The sequence below is a fragment of the Burkholderia sp. AU33423 genome, from assembly GCF_002223135.1.
In the GTDB taxonomy this organism is placed as follows: Bacteria; Pseudomonadota; Gammaproteobacteria; order Burkholderiales; family Burkholderiaceae; genus Burkholderia; species Burkholderia lata_D.
In genome coordinates, this window is the sequence record NZ_NKFH01000004.1 from 982,952 (window position 1) to 1,003,802 (window position 20,851).

Annotated in this window: 20 protein-coding genes; 13 read left to right on the plus strand and 7 right to left on the minus strand. The window is 69.3% G+C overall.

The annotated features are described in order from the left end of the window. Nucleotides 1–6 precede the first annotated feature (6 nt). Nucleotides 7–786, plus strand: coding sequence for a hypothetical protein (locus CFB50_RS07245; protein WP_089445391.1), 780 nt, complete (start codon nt 7–9; stop codon nt 784–786). Nucleotides 787–801: 15 nt separating this feature from the next. Here CFB50_RS07245 and CFB50_RS07250 read toward each other — a convergent pair whose 3' ends face one another. Next, nucleotides 802–1,677, minus strand: coding sequence for a LysR family transcriptional regulator (locus CFB50_RS07250; protein WP_089445392.1), 876 nt, complete (start codon nt 1,675–1,677; stop codon nt 802–804). A 112-nt stretch (nt 1,678–1,789) separates the two neighbouring features. Between CFB50_RS07250 and CFB50_RS07255 the strand changes: the two genes are divergently transcribed. Beyond that, nucleotides 1,790–2,215 (plus strand): VOC family protein, encoded by a 426-nt coding sequence (locus CFB50_RS07255; protein WP_089445393.1) that lies wholly within the window; start codon nt 1,790–1,792, stop codon nt 2,213–2,215. 132 nt (nt 2,216–2,347) lie between these two features. Next, nucleotides 2,348–2,932 (plus strand): flavin reductase family protein, encoded by a 585-nt coding sequence (locus CFB50_RS07260; protein ID WP_089445394.1) that lies wholly within the window; start codon nt 2,348–2,350, stop codon nt 2,930–2,932. A gap of 42 nt (nt 2,933–2,974) precedes the next feature. On the opposite strand, the gene CFB50_RS07265 is transcribed toward CFB50_RS07260, so the two are convergent. Further along, nucleotides 2,975–3,871 (minus strand): LysR family transcriptional regulator, encoded by an 897-nt coding sequence (locus tag CFB50_RS07265; protein WP_089445395.1) that lies wholly within the window; start codon nt 3,869–3,871, stop codon nt 2,975–2,977. A gap of 97 nt (nt 3,872–3,968) precedes the next feature. Between CFB50_RS07265 and CFB50_RS07270 the strand changes: the two genes are divergently transcribed. The 3 genes from CFB50_RS07270 to CFB50_RS07280 are packed head-to-tail and all read left to right on the plus strand — an operon-like array spanning nt 3,969 to nt 6,977. Continuing rightward, nucleotides 3,969–5,267, plus strand: a complete 1,299-nt coding sequence (locus tag CFB50_RS07270; protein ID WP_089430929.1) for a CitMHS family transporter — start codon at nt 3,969–3,971, stop codon at nt 5,265–5,267. Between the two features lie 40 nt (nt 5,268–5,307). After that, nucleotides 5,308–6,666, plus strand: coding sequence for an acyclic terpene utilization AtuA family protein (locus tag CFB50_RS07275; protein ID WP_089445396.1), 1,359 nt, complete (start codon nt 5,308–5,310; stop codon nt 6,664–6,666). After that, a complete protein-coding gene (locus CFB50_RS07280) occupies nt 6,666–6,977 on the plus strand; it encodes an AtuA-related protein (RefSeq protein WP_089445397.1) in 312 nt (103 codons plus the stop codon). The genes CFB50_RS07275 and CFB50_RS07280 overlap by 1 nt, the downstream gene beginning before the upstream one ends. Before the next feature lie 30 nt (nt 6,978–7,007). On the opposite strand, the gene CFB50_RS07285 is transcribed toward CFB50_RS07280, so the two are convergent. Further along, nucleotides 7,008–7,829 (minus strand): carbon-nitrogen hydrolase family protein, encoded by an 822-nt coding sequence (locus CFB50_RS07285; RefSeq protein WP_089445398.1) that lies wholly within the window; start codon nt 7,827–7,829, stop codon nt 7,008–7,010. A gap of 178 nt (nt 7,830–8,007) precedes the next feature. Next, nucleotides 8,008–8,805 (minus strand): helix-turn-helix transcriptional regulator, encoded by a 798-nt coding sequence (locus CFB50_RS07290; protein ID WP_089445399.1) that lies wholly within the window; start codon nt 8,803–8,805, stop codon nt 8,008–8,010. Between the two features lie 106 nt (nt 8,806–8,911). Here CFB50_RS07290 and CFB50_RS07295 point away from each other — a divergent pair, with 106 nt between their 5' ends. Continuing rightward, a complete protein-coding gene (locus CFB50_RS07295; RefSeq protein ID WP_256978774.1) occupies nt 8,912–9,688 on the plus strand; it encodes a hypothetical protein in 777 nt (258 codons plus the stop codon). Nucleotides 9,689–9,744: 56 nt separating this feature from the next. Next, nucleotides 9,745–10,569, plus strand: a complete 825-nt coding sequence (locus CFB50_RS07300) for a topoisomerase IV (protein WP_089445400.1) — start codon at nt 9,745–9,747, stop codon at nt 10,567–10,569. 42 nt (nt 10,570–10,611) lie between these two features. On the opposite strand, the gene CFB50_RS07305 is transcribed toward CFB50_RS07300, so the two are convergent. Together CFB50_RS07305 and CFB50_RS07310 are read right to left on the minus strand one after the other, a co-directional pair. Next, a complete protein-coding gene (locus CFB50_RS07305) occupies nt 10,612–11,541 on the minus strand; it encodes a phosphatidate cytidylyltransferase (RefSeq protein ID WP_069247715.1) in 930 nt (309 codons plus the stop codon). 37 nt (nt 11,542–11,578) lie between these two features. Continuing rightward, nucleotides 11,579–12,211: a lysophospholipid acyltransferase family protein gene (locus tag CFB50_RS07310; protein ID WP_011351684.1), complete on the minus strand. Its 633-nt coding sequence runs from the start codon at nt 12,209–12,211 to the stop codon at nt 11,579–11,581. 467 nt (nt 12,212–12,678) lie between these two features. Between CFB50_RS07310 and CFB50_RS07320 the strand changes: the two genes are divergently transcribed. The 4 genes from CFB50_RS07320 to CFB50_RS07335 all read left to right on the plus strand — a co-directional run bounded on the left by CFB50_RS07320 (nt 12,679) and on the right by CFB50_RS07335 (nt 16,993). Continuing rightward, nucleotides 12,679–13,284 carry a CDP-alcohol phosphatidyltransferase family protein gene (locus CFB50_RS07320; RefSeq protein ID WP_089445401.1) on the plus strand — a complete coding sequence of 202 codons (606 nt, stop codon included), beginning with the start codon at nt 12,679–12,681 and terminating at the stop codon, nt 13,282–13,284. Nucleotides 13,285–13,365: 81 nt separating this feature from the next. Further along, nucleotides 13,366–15,135 carry a bifunctional alpha/beta hydrolase/class I SAM-dependent methyltransferase gene (locus CFB50_RS07325; RefSeq protein ID WP_089445402.1) on the plus strand — a complete coding sequence of 590 codons (1,770 nt, stop codon included), beginning with the start codon at nt 13,366–13,368 and terminating at the stop codon, nt 15,133–15,135. Beyond that, entirely contained in the window at nt 15,132–16,541 is a 1,410-nt protein-coding gene (locus CFB50_RS07330; RefSeq protein ID WP_089445403.1) for a phosphatase PAP2/dual specificity phosphatase family protein, read from the plus strand. Before CFB50_RS07325 ends, CFB50_RS07330 begins: the two co-directional genes overlap by 4 nt. Next, entirely contained in the window at nt 16,541–16,993 is a 453-nt protein-coding gene (locus CFB50_RS07335; protein ID WP_089445404.1) for a hypothetical protein, read from the plus strand. Before CFB50_RS07330 ends, CFB50_RS07335 begins: the two co-directional genes overlap by 1 nt. A 40-nt stretch (nt 16,994–17,033) precedes the next feature. Here CFB50_RS07335 and CFB50_RS07340 read toward each other — a convergent pair whose 3' ends face one another. Further along, the gene (locus tag CFB50_RS07340; RefSeq protein ID WP_256978775.1) at nt 17,034–18,056 is read right to left on the minus strand and encodes a sensor domain-containing diguanylate cyclase; all 1,023 of its coding nucleotides are present in this window, start codon (nt 18,054–18,056) and stop codon (nt 17,034–17,036) included. A gap of 482 nt (nt 18,057–18,538) precedes the next feature. Here CFB50_RS07340 and bcsB point away from each other — a divergent pair, with 482 nt between their 5' ends. After that, a complete protein-coding gene (gene bcsB, locus CFB50_RS07345) occupies nt 18,539–20,848 on the plus strand; it encodes a cellulose biosynthesis cyclic di-GMP-binding regulatory protein BcsB (RefSeq protein WP_089445406.1) in 2,310 nt (769 codons plus the stop codon). Nucleotides 20,849–20,851: the final 3 nt, after the last annotated feature.

Here is a 20,851-nt window from a genome sequence, read left to right on the forward strand (position 1 = left end):
ATCCAGATGAACCGGAACATGAAGACCGGCGCCGTGCGCGCCGTGGCCGCCGGAGCGCGGCGCCGTGCATTGCGCGCGATCGCGGGATCGGTGCTCGCGATCGGTGCGGGCCTGGGCCTCGGCGCGGGGGTGGCCGCCCCCGCGTTGGCGGCCGATGCCCCGCAGGCCGTCACGCATATCGCGATGCTCGTGCAGCTGAGCGGGCCGAACCTGAAGGTCGACGAACGCATCAGCCAGCATCTCGGCGAACGCGGCTATGCGGTGCGCCTGATCGACGAATCGTCGACGCCCGATGCGGCGCGTGATGCGGACCTGGTCGTGATTTCGTCGACGGTGTCGTCGAAGAACGTGCGGCCCGGCTGGCGCACGCTCGACAAGCCGCTCGTGACCTGGGAAAACGACCTGCTCGACGATTTCGCGATGACGGGCAAGCGTCACGACGTCGACTTCGGCGAAACGGGCAAGGAGCGCTACCTGTGGCTCGTCAATGCGCCGCACCCGATCGCGGCCGGGCTGCCGGCCGGCGCGACGAACGTGTACGGCAAGCAGGCGCCGATGAGTTGGGGCAAGCCGGGGCTCGGCGCGATCACGATCGCGACCGTGTACGGCCAGCCCGACAAGGCCGCGATCTTCGCGTACGAGAAGGGCGCGACGATGGACTACGAGGCGCTCGCGCCGGCGCGCCGCGTGATGTTCTTCCTCGACAACGACACGTTCGTGAACCTGTCGCCGGCCGGTGTCGCGCTGTTCGACGCGGCCGTCGACTGGGCGGCCGGGCGGCGCTGATCGGCAACATCGGCGCTAGGCCGCCTGCAGTGCCGCCGCTTCGATCAGTTGCGCGAGCCGCTGCGCCGGCTCCGACATCGTGCGCCGCGCGCGATGCACGAGCCCGATGTCACGGTGGAACGTGTGATGCCCGAGGTCGAGCGCGCGCACGCCGGGCGGCCAGCGGCGATACACGGCGGTCTGCGGGACGATCGCGACGCCGACGCCGTTCTCGACCAGCTTGACGATCGCGTCGAGCTCGTCGAGTTCGCAGGTGTCGCGCACCGCGATGTGCATCTTCCTCAGGAAGCGGTCGACCTGGCGGCCGCCGAACGACGCGCGGTCGTAGCGCACGAACGGCTCGCGCGCGAGCAGCTCGGCCCAGTCCTTGCCCTTCACGCTGCGCGGCACGATCAGCCGGAACGGTTCCTGCACGAGGGTCGTCCAGTGCAGGTCGCTCTGCAGCGAAAACGGCGGCCGGATGATCGCGGCCATGTCGATCTCGCCCGCATCGACCCGGTTGACCAGCTCGATCGACAGGCCCGGTATCACGCGCGTCCGGCACGCGGGATGCCGGCGATGGAAATCGGCGAGCGCGGCCGGCAGCAGCGCGCTCTGCACCGATGCGATCGCGCCGATCGTCACGCGCACGGCGGCCGGCGAGCCGGGCGACGTCGAGCTCAGGTTCTCGTACAGGCCGATCAGCGCCTGCGCCTGGTCGAGCACGTGATGACCCATCTCGTTGAGCCGCGCCGACCGGCCTTGCCGGTCGAACAGCGCGAAGCCGAGTTCGGCTTCGAGCCGCTGCATCTGCGCGCTGACGGCCGCCTGCGTGAGCCCGATACGGTTGCCGGCGGCGGCGAACGTGCCTTCGCGGGCGACGGCGACGAGGGTTTTCAGTTCGCGGATCATTCATCAATTCTGTTTGTGAATGACGCAACTATATATTGATTTAATTTCTGCTTGACCTTGACTACCATGGTGCCGTCCTCGCGCCCCGCGAGCGTTCCATCACGAGGCCATCATGAGTCTTTCCCCGTTTCACCTGGCGATTCCCGTCTACGACCTGCCGGCCGCGCGCGATTTCTACGGCCGCGTGTTCGGGCTGGAAGAGGGGCGCTCGAGTGCACAGTGGGTCGACTTCAATTTTTACGGGCACCAGCTCGTGATCCACGAGCATCCGAAGACCGCGTCGCAGGAAGGCGCGCATACGAACGCGGTGGACGGTCACGACGTGCCGGTGCCGCATTTCGGGATCGTGCTCGACTGGCCGAGCTGGGAGGCGCTGGCCGAGCGGCTGAAGTCGTTCGGCGTGACCTTCGTGATCGAGCCGTATGTGCGGTTCCAGGGGCAGGTCGGCGAACAGGCGACGATGTTCCTGTTCGATCCGTGCGGCAACGCGCTCGAATTCAAGGCGTTCCGCGATATCGGCCAGTTGTTCGCGAAGTGACCGGCGGCGCGGTCAGCGCCGATTGCCATTGGGTGCGAGAATGCGGCCTCCGGCCCGGTGGCGCGCCTGCGCACCGGCCGGTGCCGCGCCGCACGGCATCCGTCCGTGCGAGCCGTTCTCCAAGGAACCCGTATGGACAGTCACATCGCTCCGGTGGAGCTGAAGAAGGCCTACCGTCTCCTCAACCACGGCCCGACCGTGCTCGTATCGGCCCGCCACGACGGCGTCGACAACGTGATGGCCGCCGCCTGGGCGTGCGCGCTGGACTTCCTGCCGCCGAAGCTGACGGTCGTGCTCGACAAGACCGCGAAGACGCGCGAGCTCGTCGAGCGCAGCGGCACGTTCGTGATCCAGGTGCCGACGGCCGCGCAGCTTCGGCTCACGCATGCGGTCGGCAGCCACAGTCTCGTCGAGCGGCCCGACAAGCTGCGCGAAGCGGGCGTCACGCTGTTCGACGTCGAAGGCCACGACCTGCCGTTCGTCGCCGGCTGCTCGGGCTGGCTCGCGTGCAGGCTGATTCCCGAGCCGCACAACCAGCAGACCTACGACCTGTTCATCGGCGAGGTGGTGGCGGCGTGGTCCGACACGCGCGTGTTCCGCGACGGCCACTGGTATTTCGAATCGGCCGATCCGGCGCTGCGCAGCCTGCACTACATCGCGGGCGGCAATTTCTATGCGATCGGCGAATCGCTGCACGTCGATCCGGACGCGAAGTAAGCGTCGGGCGGGCGACCGGCTCCGCCGATCCGGGCGCGCGGTTCACGCGCGCTTGTTCAATTCCATCAGCATGGCTTCGGCGAACGCCTGCGCGACGCGCGGCAGCGTGCGGCCGCGCTTCGTGACGAGCGCGATCGGCCGCACGAACGCGGGGTCGTCGATCGGCTTCGCGACCAGCTCGGGTTCGGCACGCACCTCGCGCGCGGTTGCCGGCAGGATCGTCACGCCGAGGCCGCCGCGCACCATCGCGACGGCCGTCATCATGTAGGTCGGTTCGCACGCGATGTCGGGCGTGCAGCCGGTCGCGTCCAGCGCGGCATCGACGACGCTGCGCACGCTCGTGCCTCGTGCGGTGAGCACGAGCGGCACGGCCGCGACGTCGGCGGTGGTCACGCGGCGTTTGCGCGCGAGCGGATGATCCTTCGGGCACACGGCGACGAGCCGGTCGGCGCCCGCATACAGCACCTCCAGCGACGCATCGAAGGTATCGCCGCCCGTCAATCCGAGATCGGCTTCCTCGTTGCGCACGAGTGCGGTGACGAGGCTCGCGACGCCGTCGCGGATCTCGAAGCCCGCGCGCGGCACCTCGCGCCGAAACGACTGGATCAGCTCGGGCAGCACGCTGGACGCAAAGGTCGGCAGGCACGCGAGCCGCACCGTGCCGCTCGTGCCTTCGCCGAGCGCGCGCGCATCGCGCAGCACGCGCTCCATGTCGTCGAGCGAGCGTTGCAGCAGCGGCAGCAGCTCGCGCCCGGTCTGCGTGAGCGCGACGCTGCGGCTGTTGCGGTCAAAGAGGCGCGCGCCGACGATCTCCTCGAGCCGGCGGATCTGCACGGTCAGCGCCGGCTGCGACAGGTGCAGGCGTGCGGCCGCGCGCGTGAAATTGCCGGCCTGCGCGACGGTGACGAACGCGCGAATGTCGCGAAGATTCAGATCCATAACGGTTCGTGATTGCTGCGATCAAATCATTTCAATTGTGCTATCGCTGCGCCGACCTTACGCTCGTCTCCAACAAAAGACAAGGTAGGAGACACGGATGCTGCCGTTACTCGGGCTTGGCACGATCGTCGTGCTGCTGGCCGCGATTCTGTCGAAGCGGATGTCGCCGCTCGTCGCGCTGATCATCGTGCCGATCGCCGCGTCGCTGATCGGCGGTTTCGGGCTGCACACCAGCAAGTTCGTCATCGACGGGCTGAAGGGGCTCGCGCCCGTCGTCGGGATGTTCGTGTTCGCGATCCTCTATTTCGGGACGATCACCGACGCCGGCACGCTCGACCCGATCATCGACCGCATCCTGCGCGCAGTCGGCACGCGGCCGACGCGCATCGTGATGGGCACCACGCTGCTCGCGCTGCTGATCCACCTCGACGGCTCGGGCGCCGTCTGCTTCCTCGTGACGATTCCGGCCGTGCTGCCGCTGTACGACCGGCTGAAGATGGACCGGCGCGTGCTGGCCGCCGCGGTGTCGATGGCCGCGGGCATCAACTTCCTGCCGTGGACGGGGCCGATGATCCGCGCGTCGGCGTCGCTGCACCTGCCGGTGTCGGCGCTGTTCAATCCGCTGATCCCGGTGCAGGCGATCGGGCTCGTGTTCGTGTTCGGTGTCGCGTACTGGCTCGGGCGGCGCGAGGAGAAGCGGCTCGGCCTGTCGCGCGACGATGCATCGATTCCGCTGCCGAAGCGCGAGCTGACGCCCGACGAGCAGGCGCTGCGCCGGCCGCACCTGTTCTGGTTCAACCTCGTGCTGACGCTCGTCGTGCTCGGCACGATGGTCGTGATGGGCGAGAAGATCCCGCCCGCGATCATGTTCATGGTCGGGCTGTGCATCGCGCTGATGGTGAACTACCCGGACGTCGACATGCAACGCAAGCGCATCGACGCGCATGCGCGCGCCGCGCTGATGATGGCCGGCATCCTGCTCGCGGCCGGCGTGTTCACGGGGATCATGCAGGGCAGCGGGATGCTGAAGGCGATGGCGCAGGCGGCGGTCGGCTTCGTGCCGCCGTCGATGGCCGGCCACATTCCAGTGGTGCTCGGCCTCGCGTCGATGCCGCTCAGCATGCTGTTCGATCCCGATTCGTTCTACTTCGGCGTGCTGCCCGTGATCGCGGAAGTGGCCGGCCAGCTCGGCGTGCCGGCCGTGCAGGTCGGGCAGGCCGCGCTGCTCGGCCAGATGACGACGGGGTTCCCGGTCAGCCCGCTGACGCCCGCGACCTTCCTCGTCGTCGGCCTGTGCGGCATCGAGCTGGCCGAGCACCAGAAATTCACGTTCCCGCTGCTGTTCGGCGCCTCGATCGTGATGACGATCGCGTGCGTCGTGCTGGGCATCTTTTGATCTTTCCCGGCGGTGACCTCCGCCGGACGACGGTACGGACATGACAGCAAAGCAACCTGAACGGCGTGTGCGCATCGGCGCGGGCGCCGGCTACTCGGGCGACCGGATCGAGCCCGCGGTCGAACTGGCCGAACACGGGCAGCTCGACTATCTCGTCTTCGAATGCCTGGCCGAGCGCACGATCGCGATCGCGCAGCAGGCGCGGCGCAAGGACCCGGCACTCGGCTACGACCCGCTGCTCGACGCGCGGATGCGCGCGGTGCTGCCGGTCGCAGCACCAAAGGGCGTGCGTATCGTGTCGAACATGGGCGCGGCGAATCCGCGTGCGGCTGCACGGCGCACCGCGCAGATCGCCCAATCGCTGGGGTTCGCGAAGCTGAAGGTCGCGGCGGTCGAAGGCGACGACGTGCTCGACGTAGTGCTGCGCGGCGCATTCCGCTTCGAGGAATCGGGCGACGACGTCGCCGCGTATCGCGACCGCATCGTGTCCGCGAACGCGTACCTCGGCGCCGCGCCGATCGTCGATGCGCTCGCGGCCGGCGCGGACGTCGTGCTGACCGGGCGCGTCGCCGATCCGTCGTTGTTCGCGGCGCCGCTGATTCACGCGTTCGGCTGGCGGATGGATGACTGGGACACGCTTGGCGCCGGGACGGTCGTTGGCCACCTGCTCGAATGCGCAGGGCAGGTGACGGGCGGCTATTTCGCCGATCCCGGCTACAAGGACGTGCCGAACCTCGCGCGCCTCGGGTTTCCGATTGGCGAAGTCGCGGCCGACGGCACGGTCGTGATCACCAAGGTGCCGCACGCAGGCGGCCGCGTGAGCGCGGCGACCTGCAAGGAACAGCTGCTCTACGAGATTCACGATCCGGCGCGGTATCTGCAGCCCGATGTCGTCGCGGATTTCACGCAGGTCACCGTCGCCGAGGAGGCGACCGATCGCGTGCGCGTGACGGGCGGGCGCGGCGCCGCGCGGCCCGACACGCTGAAGGTATCGGTGGCTTACGTCGACGGCTGGATCGGCGAAGGCCAGATTTCGTACGGCGGCCCGGGTGCGCTCGAACGTGCGCGTCTCGCGCTCGAGATCGTTCGCGAGCGGTTGGCGATGACCGGCGTCGCCGCGACCGAGTTGCGTTTCGACCTGATCGGTGTCGATTCGCTGTATGGCGACGCGACGCCTGCCGTGCGCGGCGAGCCGGCCGAGGTGCGGGTGCGGGTGGCCGGCCGTGCGGCGAGCGCCGCCGAAGCCGCGCGCATCGGCAACGAAGTCGAGACGCTCTATACGAACGGGCCGGCCGGCGGCGGCGGCGCGTTCAAGTCGACGCGCGAGGTCATCGCGGTGCAGTCGGTGCTGCTGCCGCGCGCGGCCGTGACGCCGTCGTTTTCATTCGTGGAGGCATGATGCAACTGCGTGAACTCGCGCATGCGCGCACCGGCGACAAGGGCAATACGCTGAACGTGTCGGTCATCTGCCGCGATCCGCGTCATTACGATCATCTGCGCACGCATCTGGATGCCAACGCGGTGAAGGCATGGCTCGCGGGCATCGTGCACGGCGACGTCGTGCGTTACGAATTGCCGGCGCTCGGCGCATTCAATTTCGTGCTGCGCGATGCGCTCGGCGGCGGCGTCACGCGCTCGCTCGCGCTCGACGCGCACGGCAAGTCGGTCAGTTCGGCGCTGCTGGCGATCGAGGTGCCCGCCCCGGCGTGACGGATGTCGCCGCCGGAGGCGGGCCGGCGCTTACGGAATCAGCAGTTCGCGCAGGCCGCTGGCGTGCTCGATGCGTTCGCCGCCGATGTGCAGGCGCTGATCGCGGCGATAGTCGTAGACCGCGCGCGACGCGGCGAGCTGGTCGAAATCGAGTTCGACCGCGTGACGCGATTCGGTATTGCCGGCTTCGAAGATCAGGTTACCGAACGGATCGGCCGCGAGGCTGCCGCCCGCGAACACGACGTCGTGTGAACTGTCGCCGACGCGGTTGGCGACTACCGCGAACACCTGGTTCTCCATCGCCCGCGCCGTGGCCGACGTGCGGTGGACGGGGCGGTACGGCTCCATGTTGCCGTCGGTGATGAGGATCAGCTCGGCGCCGAGCGCGGCGAGCGCGCGGCCCGTTTCGGGGAATTCGTTGTCGTAGCAGATCAGCAGGCCGATCCGCACGCCGCGCCATTCGATCGTCGCGAAACGGTCGCCGGGCAGCACGACACCATGCTCGCTCACCCACAGATGCGTCTTGCGATAGCGCAGCGCGATGCCGTCCGGCGTGACGAATACGGTCGTGTTGTAGAAGCGGCCGCCGTCGTTCTCGATCAGCCCGACCACGACCGCCACATCGCGTGCGCGTGCGGCTGCCATGACGGCGCCGACGCTCGGGCCGTCGAGCGGCTCGGCGCATTCCGCGAGATTCGACGGATCGAGGAAGCCGGTGAGCTGCGCTTCCGGAAACATCACGATGTCGGTGCCCGGTGCGCAGGTGGCGATCGCTTCGAGCGTGCGTTGCAGGTTGTAGGGCGTGTCGCCGTCGCGACCGGCGAGCTGGACGATATCGAGCTTCAGTTTCATGGCGATGTCGGTAAGCAGGGGCCCGTCGCCGGTGGCGCCGGAAGGGTGGGTAAGGAGGCCCCAGTATGCGCCGAAGTGGCGGACTTCCCATCCCGCCGGCGCGTTAACCCTTCGGGGGTATTGATCTGTGACGCCGCCGGTGCCGGCGAGCATCGACGCGTGCGGCCCGCGATGCGCGTCAGGTGCCGGTTTGCGCGCTCAGGAACAGCGAGAACAGCTCCGATTGCGAGTTGATGGCGAGCTTCCCGTAGATGTTGCGGCGATGCACCTTGACCGTTTCGGCGGATATCGCGAGCTTGTTCGCGACTTCCTTGTTCGAGCGGCCGCTCAGGATCAGCCGGATCACGTCGAGTTCGCGCGCGGTCAGCGGCGTGCCGAGCCGCGCCATGGCGCGCTCGAAGCCGTCCTGCGCACGTGTGCCGGCCCGCGGCGGCAGCGCGGCTTCGATGGCGGCCGGCTCGAACGCGAGCCGCTGCCGCATCAGCCCGGCCACCCACGGCCGGATCAGGTCGAGCAGCGCCACCTGCTCGGGGCTGAAGCGCCGCTTGCTGCCGAGCGACAGGCACAGCGTGCGCGCATCGTCGAGCACGACGTTGAACTGCACCTCGTCCTCGACGACGTTGTGCGTGAAATAGAGCGTGTAGTACTCGGTATCGCGGAAGCATTCGGGCGCGACGTCGGACAGCCGGAACAGGCCGCTCTTCGGCGCGTCGCGGTTCGCGATGTAGAACGGGTCGAGCTGGTACAGGCCCTGCACGTAGTCGCGGAACAGCGGGTCGGGGCCGCCGCCTTCGTACGGGCATTCGGCGAACACCTGCGGGCGGCCGTCGCCGAACGTCAGCGCGACCCAGCTGTCGACCGCGACGTATTCCTCGATCAGCCGGATCAGCGCCAGCCAGAAACCCGGCTGGTCGAGCGACTCGATGAGCCGTCCGACCGAGCGGTGCCATGCGACGTCCTGCAACGTGAGGTTCATGCGTGGGTCCATGTCGGGCAGGTGCGATGCGCGCTTGCGGTGCCGCACTGTGCGTGTACGCTACGGGCTCGCGGGCCGATTCCCGCGCGCATCGAACGGAGCCTGGGTGAAGAACGAGATCGTAACGCCGGCCGGCGCGAATGGCGAGGCCATGCGCCGCCGCCGGTTCGCCGCGGCTGTCGCCGTGCCTGCCGCGATGGCATGCCTGGGCGCGATGGCGTGGCCGACGGCCGCCGCCACGCCGCCGGTGTCGTGCAATGATCAACTGACCCGGTTGATCGTACCGGCGCTGCGGCAGACCGAGATGAACCGCCGCGACATCCATGCCGACGTGGACGAGCGTGACGGCAACGTCTACCGCGTCAGGCTGTTCACGATGCCGGATCACTCGGGCACGCCGAATCGCGAGGCGACGATCGGCTGGGTCACGCTCGATACGCAGGCGATGCGTGCGCTCGACGTCACGCGCGATCCCGACCGGCCGGACGTGCTGAAGATCGACCGGCGTGCGTTGTCGCGATTCGTGTCGACGTGCGTTGCGCCGGCCACATCGGCCGCACCGGCCGCGCCCGTGCGTAACGCCGTCGATTGCGATGCGCTGAACCGCCGCGCGCAGGCGCAGGGCGATGACGTGATGGGCAGCGATGCCGGGCGCGTCGTCGTCGGCAAGGGGCGCCTGCCGTTCTATTCCGCGCCGGACGACGCGTGCCGGATCGACGGGCTGTTCATCGTCGAGCACGACCACGTCGATGCGCGTGCCGACTATGGCCGTTTCACGTCGGTCGTCTACCTGAATCCGCGCACGCGCGGCATCGCCGAAGGGTGGGTGCCAACTGCGCGGCTGAAGCCGGACGGCACCGGCATCGCGCCACGGCAACCATAAACGTGTGGGCCCGCCACCGTTCGCCACTCCTCTTTTCGAACAGAACGAACCACGTCATGACTGTCCCGCACCGGAACACACGTCTGAAGCCGCTTGCGGCTTCGCTCGCCGCGCTTGGCGCGCTCGCGGTGCTCACCGCACTTTCCGCGTTGCCGCCCGTTTATGCGGCAGAGCCGGTCCAGCCCGACCCGCTGCTGAAGACCTTCATCCACGACACTTACGGCAAGTGGCGCGCGGACCGCAAGGGCTGGCAGGCGGACGGAGACGATCTGATCTATACGCCATGCGGCTCGCTGCGCGTCGCGACCGCGGATGGCCCGCGCACGCTGCTCGCGATGTGCGGCGAGACCGAGGCGGCCGTGCAGAACGGGATGCCAGGCATGGATTCGGACGCGACGACCGGCACGATCGACCTGTATGTGCTGAAACCGACGGCGGACGGCAAGACGCTCGAGCCGGTCACGAAGAAAACGGAGATCGCGTCGGGCGGGCGCGGCGAGCCGGGCACGGTGCGTATCGAACGGCTCGGGCCGCATCTGTTCGGGTTCGTCATCGGCGAAAGCGACACGCGGCAAGGCTATACGCAACGCTTCCGCGCGATCTGGCTGCCGGTCGGTAATGCACTGGTGCTGGCGGCGGCGCGCATCGACGAGGCGCTCGACAACGCGGAGTCGACCGAATGTGCGAACGCCCGGGCGCGCTGCGAGGAACGTCGCTTCGAGATCGCGCCGGACCTGACCGGCACCGGCGACGTCTATCCGTTGACGGTCACGGAAACGGGCATGCGCGGCGACAAGACGATCCGCGCGCGTCATACGGTGAAGTTCGACGCGGCGCGTGGCCGCTACGTCGTGCCGAAGGCATTGCGCGAAGGATACTGATCCTTCGCGCGCAGGAACGGGCGGCGTTGCGCCGCCCGCGCATCACACGTACAGATACCGCACGAGGTGGAAGAACACCGGCGCGGCGAAGCAGATCGAGTCGACACGATCGAGCATCCCGCCGTGGCCCGCGATCATCGAGCCCCAGTCCTTGGTGCCGAGCGAGCGCTTGACGGCCGACAGCACGAGGCCGCCGACGAAGCCCGCGATCACGATCGCCAGCGAGATGCCGAACGCCGATCCGAAGCTGAACGGCGTCACGCGATACAGCGAGGCGCCGCACAGCGTGGCCAGCAGGCCGCCGCCGATGAAACCTTCGATCGTCTTCGACGGCGACAGCTGCGGCGCGATCTTGCGCTTGCCGAACAGCTTGCCGACCACGTACTGCAGCACGTCGCTGATCTGCACGACGAACAGGAAGAAGAACAGCAGCAGCGCGTTCTGCCCCACGTAGTGCGGAATGTCGAGGATCAGCACGGCGGGCGCATGGCTCAACCCGTACACGCAGACCATCAGCGCCCAGTTGATCTTCGCGTTGCGGCTCAGGAATTCGCGCGTGTCCTGCGTGAGCGCCGACACGAGCGACATCGCGAAGAACAGGTGCACGGGCACGAAGATCGAATACATCCCGTACCAGTTGATCCCGAGCAGCAGGTATTGCACGGGAATCGCGACGAAGAACGCGATGAACAGCGTCGTATGGTCGCTCGGCGTGGTGGGGGTGAGCGTGATGAATTCGCGCAGCGTCAGGTAGGACAGCACCGCGAACACCAGATAGGTGATGTTGTTGCCGAGGCCGATCGCGATGGCCATGATCGCGATCATCGCCCACCACGCGCGGATGCGCTGGTTCAGGTTGACGATGGTCGCGCTCGTGCCGCCGCTGCGTGCGCCGAGGATCGCGCCGATCACGGTCGCGACGACGAGCACGCCCGTGACGCCCGCGACCAGTTCCCAGAAAATGGTTCGCATGGTTGATATCCGGAAAGGGGAGAGGAGGGCGCCGCGTTCAGCCGGCCGGCCGCTGCGGCGGCGCGAGCGCGACGACCGCGTCGCGCATGCGGGCGAGGAACGTCGGCTTGTCTTCCTGCGCGCCGAGCGCATCGTTCGCACCGAAGTGCACCTTGCAGATCAGTGGCACCGGCCAGATCGCGCCCTTCGGCATGATCCGCTGCAGGTTCTCGAGATAGACGGGCGCGAGCGCGACGTCCGGAAACTCGGTCGCGAGGTGGAACAGCCCGCTCTTGAACGGCTGCGGCAGGATCTCGGCGCCGCGCGTGCCTTCCGGGAAGATGATGATCGAGTGGCCCTGCTTGAGCGCGTCGCGCACCGGGTCCAGCGGATCGCCGCCGGATTCGCGGTGGCGATCGATCAGCACGACGTTCAGCAGCTTCTGCGCGATGTGGCGCTTCATGTCGCTGCTGTCCCAATAGTCGCGCGCGGCGACCGGCCGCACGACCGCACGCACGTTGCGCGGCAGCGCGGCGAGGATCGCGAGCGTGTCGATGTGGCTCGTGTGATTCGAGAAGTAGATCTTCTGCGTCGGGGACGGCGGCGCCTGATGCCAGACCGGATACGCGCCGGCGACGAGCCGCACGATGGACAGCAGGAAATCGCGCTGCCAGACGTTGAGGATGTTCATCGGCGCTGCGCCTCCTGCGTGCCTGCATGGCCCGCTGCGCGTGAGCGGCGGGCGGGACCCCGGAATGCCGGCGCGGCAGGATGCGCGCCGGACGGCCCTTGTTTAAATTTTTTCAAATTCGTGGCTGCCTGTCGCAGGTCCGCGATAATCGGACGATTCGCCGTCACACGCGGTTGCGTCGCGGCGAATGCGCCGGTCGGCGGCGTGATAGTCGGCTGTTGCACGAGTGCCCGTTTGCAGTTCGAATGGATCTCGCTGCGATCGGGCCAGCGGATTATCGCGAGTTTCCGTCAAAAACGCCAGATTGGCGCCGCGCGTGCGGGCCGGGCGCGTGCTTGACGCATCGGGGCCGCTCGGCGACGATTAGGGCCGTCCATGGAAGGCCGTCCAAGGCCGTTTCGTCGCCCGGGGCATGGCGGCGGGAAACGTATCCGACTGTGCCGCGCGAATAATACGAATACGAAACGATGAGCCTCTACGCACTCAAACCCAAATTCCAGAACACGCTGCGCCCGTTCGCGAACTCGCTCGCCGAGCGCGGCGTGACGGCCAATCAGGTCACGCTGTTCGCGGCCGGCGGCTCGATCGTCGTCGGCGCGCTCGCCGGGCTCGGCGTGTTCGCCCGTGCACTGTTCCTGCTGATCCCGCTGTGGCTGTTCGCGCGGATGGCGCTCAACGCGATCGACGGGATGCTCGCGCGCGAGCACGGCCAGAAGAGTACGCTCGGCGCCTACCTGAACGAACTCGGCGACGTCGTGTCCGATGTCGCGCTCGTGCTGCCGTTTCTCGCGATTCCCGCGTTCGCTCCGGCAGACGTCTGGCTGTTCGCGCTGACGGCGGTGATCGTCGAATGCGCGGGGCTGATCGGCCCGCTGGTCGGCGTGAGCCGTCGCTACGACGGCCCGTTCGGCAAGAGCGACCGCGCGCTCGCTCTCGGCGCGTTCGCGCTGTGGATCGGGCTCGGGTTTCCGGTCGGCGGCGTTGCAGCATGGCTGTGGCGGCTGCTGATCGTGCTGTCGATCGTGACCGTGGTGCGGCGCGTGCAGGCCGGCATTGCGGAAAAGGGCGGTTGAAACAGTAGTCAGCGCAGTTGCGGTATCGGGCGCCGGAGGGCGGCGCACCAAAATTCGAATAACGAAACGAGAGAGAAACGCATGAGCGCACGCATGGCCCGCGAGGCCGACTTCATCACGCACGACGGCGAAACGCTGTTCTATCGTCACTGGCCCGCCACGGGCCCGCGCTGCCGCGGCGCCATCGTGTTGCTGCACCGCGGCCACGAACACTCGGCGCGCGTCGCGCATCTGGTCGACGAGCTCGACCTGCCCGATTTCGCATTTTTCGCGTGGGATGCGCGCGGCCACGGCCGCTCGCCCGGCGCGCGCGGCTACAGCCCGAGCGCGGCCGCATCGGTGCGCGACCTGCAGACCTTCGTCGAGCATATCCGCGACACGCACGGCATCGCGATCGAGGACATGGCGGTGGTCGGCCAGAGCGTCGGCGCGGTGCTCGCGGCCACCTGGGCGCACGATTATGCGCCGCCGATCCGCGCGCTCGTCGTCGCGTCGCCGGCGTTCCACATCAAGCTCTACGTGCCGTTCGCGCGGCCGGGCCTGCGGCTGATGCACAAGCTGCGCGGGCTGTTCTACGTGAACAGCTACGTGAAGCCGAAATTCCTCACGCACGATCCCGAGCGGATCGCGAGCTATGCGTCCGATCCGCTGATCACGCGGCCGATCGCGGTCAACATGCTGCTCGACCTGCACGACACCGCGCAGCGGATCGTCGCCGACGCGGCCGCGATCACCGTGCCGACGCAACTGCTGATCTCGGGCGCCGACTGGGTCGTGCATCGCGGCCCGCAGGACCGCTTCTTCGAACGCCTCGGCGCCGCGCGCAAGGAGCGCATCGTGCTGCCGGGCTTCTATCACGACACGCTCGGCGAACGCGACCGCGCGCAGGCACTCGCTCCGCTGCGTGCGTTCGTGCTGCGCGAATTCGATGCGCCGAGCCCGCGCGTGTCGCTCGCCGACGCGGACCGGCGCGGCGCGTTCCACGACGAATACGCGGCGCTCGGCCGGCCGCCCGCGAATGCGTTCGCGCGGGCGTACTGGGCGCTCACGCGTGCCGGCCTGAAGGCCGGCGGCGCGCTGTCGGACGGCATCGCGCTCGGGCTGCGGCTCGGCTTCGATTCGGGCTCGACACTCGACTACGTGTACCGCAACCGCGCGCAAGGGCGGCTCGGCATCGGTGCGTTGATCGACCGCACCTATCTCGATTCGCCGGGCTGGGTCGGCATCCGCCAGCGCAAGGTGCATCTGCAGGAGCTGATCGGCGCGGCGATCGGCCGCCTGCGCGGCCACGGCGCACCGGTGCGGATCGTCGACATCGCGGCCGGGCACGGGCGCTACGTGCTCGACGCGATCGCGTCGGCCGCGGAGCGCGACGGCGCGGCGCCCGACGACATCACGCTGCGCGACTACAGCCCGCCGAACGTCGAGGCCGGGCGCGTGCTGATCGCGCAGCGCGGCCTCGAGCCGATCGCGCGCTTCGAGCGCGGCGACGCGTTCGACGAGGCGTCGCTCGCGACGCTCGAGCCGCGTCCGACGCTCGCGATCGTGTCGGGCCTCTACGAACTGTTCGGCGAGAACGCGCTGATCGAGCGTTCGCTGCGCGGGCTCGCGCAGGCCGTGCCGCCGGGCGGCTATCTCGTCTATACGGGGCAGCCGTGGCATCCGCAGCTCGAATTCATCGCGCGTGCGCTGAACAACCACCGCGGAGAAGCGACCTGGGTGATGCGCCGCCGCTCGCAGGCCGAGATGGACGAGCTCGTCGCGCGCGCGGGCTTCCGCAAGCTCGACCAGCGGATCGACGAAATGGGCATCTTCACGGTCAGCCTCGCGCAGCGGGTCGACGCGTCATGAGCGCGCTCGGCGGCGGCGCGAGCGACCTCGCCGAACCGGCGGCGGCCGGCGCCGGCGCGCGCGACGCGTCGTTCGCGCTGCGCTTCGGCTGGCTCGCGGTGATGGGCGCCGTGTTCTTCTCGACCTACGGTTTCGCGAACTGGCTCGCCGCGCGTCGCGCGGCGGTGCCGACCTTCGCGTTCGGCTGGGAGCACGCGATCCCGTTCGTGCCGTGGACGATCGTGCCGTACTGGTCGATCGACCTGCTGTATGCGCTGTCGTTCTTCTTCTGGACGCGCCGCGCCGACCTGCTCGATCACGTGAAGCGGCTGCTGACCGTGCAGCTGATCTCGGTCGCGTGCTTCATCGCGTGGCCGCTGCGCTTCGGGTTCGAGCGACCCGACGCCGGCGGCGTGGCCGGTGCGCTGTTCACGCTGCTGATGGGCTTCGACAAGCCGTTCAACCAGGCGCCGTCGCTGCACATCGGGCTGCTCGTCGTGCTGTGGGCCGTCTATGCGAAGCACTTGCGCGGCACGCTCGCGCGCGTCGTGCTGCACCTGTGGTTCGCGGCGATCGGCGTGTCGGTGCTGACCACCTACCAGCATCACGCGATCGACGTGCCGACCGGCGCGGCTGTCGGCTGTCTCGCGCTGTTCCTGTTTCCGCTGCGCGATGCCGCGGGCCGGTTGCCGGGCGCCGATGCGTCGCCGGGCGCGGCCGGCCGTGCGCTCGCGCGCCGCTATTCGCTTGGCGCGGCGGCGGTCGCGCTCGTGGCGCTCGCGTGCGTGCCGCGCGCACCCGGCTGGGCGCTGGCGGCAGGGTGGGTCGCGCTGGCGCTCGCCTGTGTCGCGTGGATCTACCGGCGCGGCGCGCCCGGCGCATTCCAGAAGGACACGTACGGGCGGTTCCCGGTCGTCATGTGCTGGCTGCTTGCGCCGACGATCGCGGGCGCGTTCATCAATTCGCGACTGTGGACGTTCCGGCAGCCGGCGCCGGTGCGGATCGACGAACGTGTTTCGATCGGCCGCACGCCGACGACTCGCGACGTGCGCCGCCACGGTTTCACGGCGCTGGTCGACCTGACCGCCGAAATGCCGCGCTGGGCGGCGGCCGACGCGTCGCTCGCGTATGTGACCGTGCCGCAGCTCGATCTCGTCGCGCCGACGGCCGGGCAACTCGCGCAGGCCGTCGCGGCGCTCGAACGCCTGCACGGGGAAGGGCGCGACGTGCTGGTCTGCTGCGCGCTCGGCTACGGGCGCAGCGTGCTGTGCGCGGCCGCGTGGCTTGCGGCGCGACGCGGGCTCGGCGACGCGCGTGGCGCGCTGGCCGCCGTGCGTGCGGTGCGGCCGCATGCGGTGTGGTCGGACGACGGCGTGGCGGTGCTGCAGCAGTGGATCGATCGCCGTCGCGGCGCGGGAGGCGCGTGATGCGCGACCCGTCCGCGCCATTCAGGATTGCCGCCGCGCGCGGCGCGCTCGATGCGGGCGCGTGGGCGATCGCGACCGCGCTGGCCGCGGCCGGCGCCGGCTGGTGGATCGCGTCGGGCTGGGCGCCGGCGACGATCGCCCGCGTGCTGCTGGCCGTCATCAGCACCGGGTCGGGGATCGCGGCGCTGTGGTACGCGGTGCGGATCGAGATCGACCGCCGGCTGTTCGCCGCGCTCGCGCGTGCGGCGGCGGGCGAGGGATCGGTCGACGACGGCCTCGCGGCGCTCGACCGCGCACTCGCCGATCTCGGCTGGATCGATGCGTCGAAGGCCGGACGCGCACTCGACGCACGCGTGCGCGGCGCGGTCGGGCTGTGCCGGGCCGGTGTGCTCGTCGCGATCGTCCAGTGGCTCGTGGTCGGGCTCGCGATCGCCGTTCCGCAGATCGGCTAGCGCCCGTTCAAGGCCGCCGCAGCCGGCTTGTCGAGCCGCGTTACGCGTGAGCGACCCGCTGCGACCGCGTGCGCTTCACTTCATACATCGCCTGGTCCGCATGCTCGATCAGCGCGTTCATGTCGGTGCCGTCGTCGGGCAGCAGCGCGATCCTGACGCTGACGCCGAGCCGCATCGGGCGCCCCTCGAATTCGAACGGTTCGCCGACCTGGTGCGCGAGCCGCGTGCTTTGCGCATGCGCATCGTCGCGGTTGCCGATGTTCGGCAGGATCACCGCGAATTCGTCGCCGCCGATGCGCGCGACCGTGTCCGAGCGCCGTACCGCCCGCTGCATCCGCGTGGCGATCTCGCGCAGCGCCGCGTCGCCCGCGCGGTGGCCGAACCCGTCGTTGATCGGCTTCAGCCCGTCCATGTCGATGTTGAGGATGCCGAGCCGGCCGTTCGCGCGCAGCGTCGTGTGCATCGACTGCCGCAGGCGGTCGTAGAACAGCGCGCGGTTCGGCAGGCCCGTGAGCGCGTCGTGCGTCGCGCGCAGGTACAGTTCGTTCGCCTCGTTGCGCGCCGCGTGGAACATCGCGGCGGCGATCAGGTCGGCCGTCAGCCGCAGCGTGGCCGCGTCGGCCTGCGAAAAGCCGTCGACTTCCGGCGACATCACCTTCAGCACGCCAACCGTCGTATCGGCATGGGTGAGCGGCATCACGAGCATCGAGCGCAGGCCGACCCGCCGGCAGGCGTCGCGATCGACTCGGGGGTCGGTTTCCGAATCGATGCAGTGCAGCAACGCGCCTTGCTGCACGCACAGGCCCGACAGGCTGCCCGAGCGCCGCAGACGCAGGCCGAGCATCCCGGCGGCCGTGCCCGACGCGGCGCGGTACACCATGTCGTCGCCCTCGGCGAATTCGACCGCGGCGGCGCTCGCGCCGGTGAGCTGCGGCACCTGCTCCGCCACATAGGCCATCACGCTGCCGAGATCGAGACCGAGCTTCGCGATCTCGGTCTGCGCGGCGATGATGCGCAGCAGCGTATCGGGGGACGGAGTGGCGGTGTCGACGATTTGATTCAATTCAGTTTTTCCGTGAAAGAAAGCACGTCCGGCGGCCCGGGAATGCGGTAGCATACGCGCCGCCTCGCGGCCGCGCGTTCCGGCGGGGCGGTCTGCAACGGACCGCCGCCGGCCGGCCGGTCCGCGCCGGCAGTATGCCGTTCGGCCTGTCGGGCGACAACGGCGCAATTCTTACCATTCATCCCTCTCGCGCAGCATTTCCGACCGGATTGAGGTTTTTTTCGCTTCAATGTCGCTAATCGGGGTGAGTTTTGGCTTGTTTTTGAGATAGTGTGACGAATGGGCGTGTGCCGGTGCCAGGCGCGCGCAGCACGATGACGCGCGATTAAAGAATCGCCGCATCGTTTCGATAAGTGAATCAGGTCAGTTTGATACATATGAGGGGAAGCAGTGGGGATGTTCACTCACGGGCATAGCTGCTTTGCGTGCATCGATTTCGATACGACGGACGACCGGATGATCCAGATGAAACGGGGTGCCGCATGAAGCCGGCCGTGTCGCCGCTCGTCCTCTCGGCCGCGATGGCCGGCGCTTTGCATGCCGCCGCGCTGTCGGCCGCGCCGATGCCGGCCGTGCCGGTCGCCGCCGCGTCCGGCGCTGCGCCGGCGCCGGTGCCCGCGACCGTGCCCGCGGCGGCCGGCGCGAGCGCAGCCGGCCTGCCGGCGACGACGGTACACCTGCCGTTCGCGTCGCTCGGCGCGTTCGATCCGCTGCGCCTGCGCGGCGCCGACGACGCCCGCACGATCAACGCGGGCGTGCGGCTCGACCGCGTGGTCACCGGCGCGCGGCTGCGCCTGACCTACGCATATTCGCCGTCGCTGGTGTTCCCGATGTCGCACCTGAAGGTGTCGGTGAACGGCGAGGTCATCGCGACCGTCCCGTTCGATGCCGCGCAGGCAGGCCGCACGGTCACGCAAGAGATCCCGATCGATCCGCGCTACTTCTCGGATTTCAACCAGATCGGCCTGCGCCTGATCGCGCACTACACGCTCGACCATTGCGAGGATCCGGCCAACTCGGCGCTGTGGGCCGACGTGAGCCCGAAGAGCGAGCTGATCCTCGACGAATCGCCGGTTCGCCTGCCGAACGATCTCGCGCTGCTGCCCGCGCCGTTCTTCGACCGGCGCGACAACGGCCGCGTGCGGCTGCCGTTCGTGCTGCCGGCGTCGCCCGATTCAGCGACGCTGCGCAGCGCGGGCGTGCTCGCGTCGTGGTTCGGCGCGCTGGCCGACTACCGGCATGCGCGCTTCCCGGTGTCCTCCGGGCTGCCGGCCGACGACCAGGCGGTGGTGATCGGCACGGCCGCGACGCTGCCGGCCGGCCTCGCGCTGCCGTCGATCAACGGTCCGCTGCTCGCCGTGGCCGACAACCCGGCCGCGCCGGGGCGCAAGCTGCTGGTCGTCACGGGCCGCACGGCGGCCGAGGTCGACGATGCGGTCGCGACGCTCGTGCTGGGCCGCGCGGCGCTGTCGGGGCCGTCGGCGACGGTCGCGCACGTCGATCTCGGCGCGCCGCGCAAACCGTACGACGCGCCGCGCTGGCTGCCGGTGAACCGGCCGATCACGTTCCGCGAGCTCGTATCCGATACGCGCGAGCTGGAAGTGCGCGGCACGTCGCCCGACGCCATTCGCCTGAACCTCCGTGTGCCGTCCGACCTGCATTCGTGGAACGGCGCGGGCGTGCCGATCGCGCTGCGCTACCGCTACACGGCGCCGACGGTGCAGGACAACTCGACGCTCGCCGTCGAGATCAACGACCAGCTCGTGAAGTCGTACCGGCTCGGGCCGGCCCATGCCGAGGATGCGCACGGCCGCATGCAGCTGCCGTTGCTGTCGGTGCCGGAAGGGCGCGTGACGAGCGACGTCGACATCCCGGCGTTCCGGGTCGGCAGCGGCAACCAGCTGCAGTTCCGCTTCACGCTCGATTCGCAGAAGACGGGCCTGTGCTCGAGCACGGCGACCGAGCCGCAGCGTGCGGCGATCGATCCCGATTCGACGATCGACTTCTCGCACTTCGTCCATTACGCGCAGTTGCCGAACCTCGCGTTCTTCGCGAACAGCGGCTTCCCGTTCACGCGCTTCGCCGACCTGTCGCAGACGGCCGTCGTGATGCCCGACCGGCCGTCGCCGCAGGAGCTCGAGGCCTACCTGACGATGCTCGGCCACATGGGCGAATGGACCGGCTTCCCGGCGCTGCGTGTGCAGGTGGCGCGGCCCGGCGACGTCGCCGCGCTGTCGGGCAGCAAGGACCTGCTCGTGATCGACGGCTCGCCCACGTCGCCGCTGCTCGCGCACTGGCGCTCGGCGCTGCCGCTCGTGATCGGCGAGCAGGGTGGCGCGGGCGGCGAAGGCGCCGCGCGCGTCGCGTTCTCGGTGAAGGAGCGCTGGCGCAATGGCGTCGGCCTGACCGAAGGCGGCGCGCATATCGAGCAGACGGGCTCGCTCGCGGCGCTCGCCGGATTCGAGCTGCCGGGCAGCCGGGGGCGCAGCGTCGTCGCGCTGACGGCGACCGACCAGCCGCACCTCGGCGACCTGCTCAACGTGTTCGAGAACGCCGGGCTCGTGTCGCAGTTGCAGGGCGACCTGGCGCTGGTGCGGCCGGGGCAGGTCGACAGCCTGCGCGTCGGCGAGCCTTACGTGGTCGGATTCGTGCCGTGGTATGCGCGGGTGTGGACGCAGGCGGCGCGGCATCCGGTCGTGCTTGGCGCGGTCGGCGTCGTGGCGGGGCTGCTGCTCGCGCTCGGCGTGTTCAGCGTGCTGCAGAGAATCGCCGCGCGTCGTCGGGGGATGTAACGG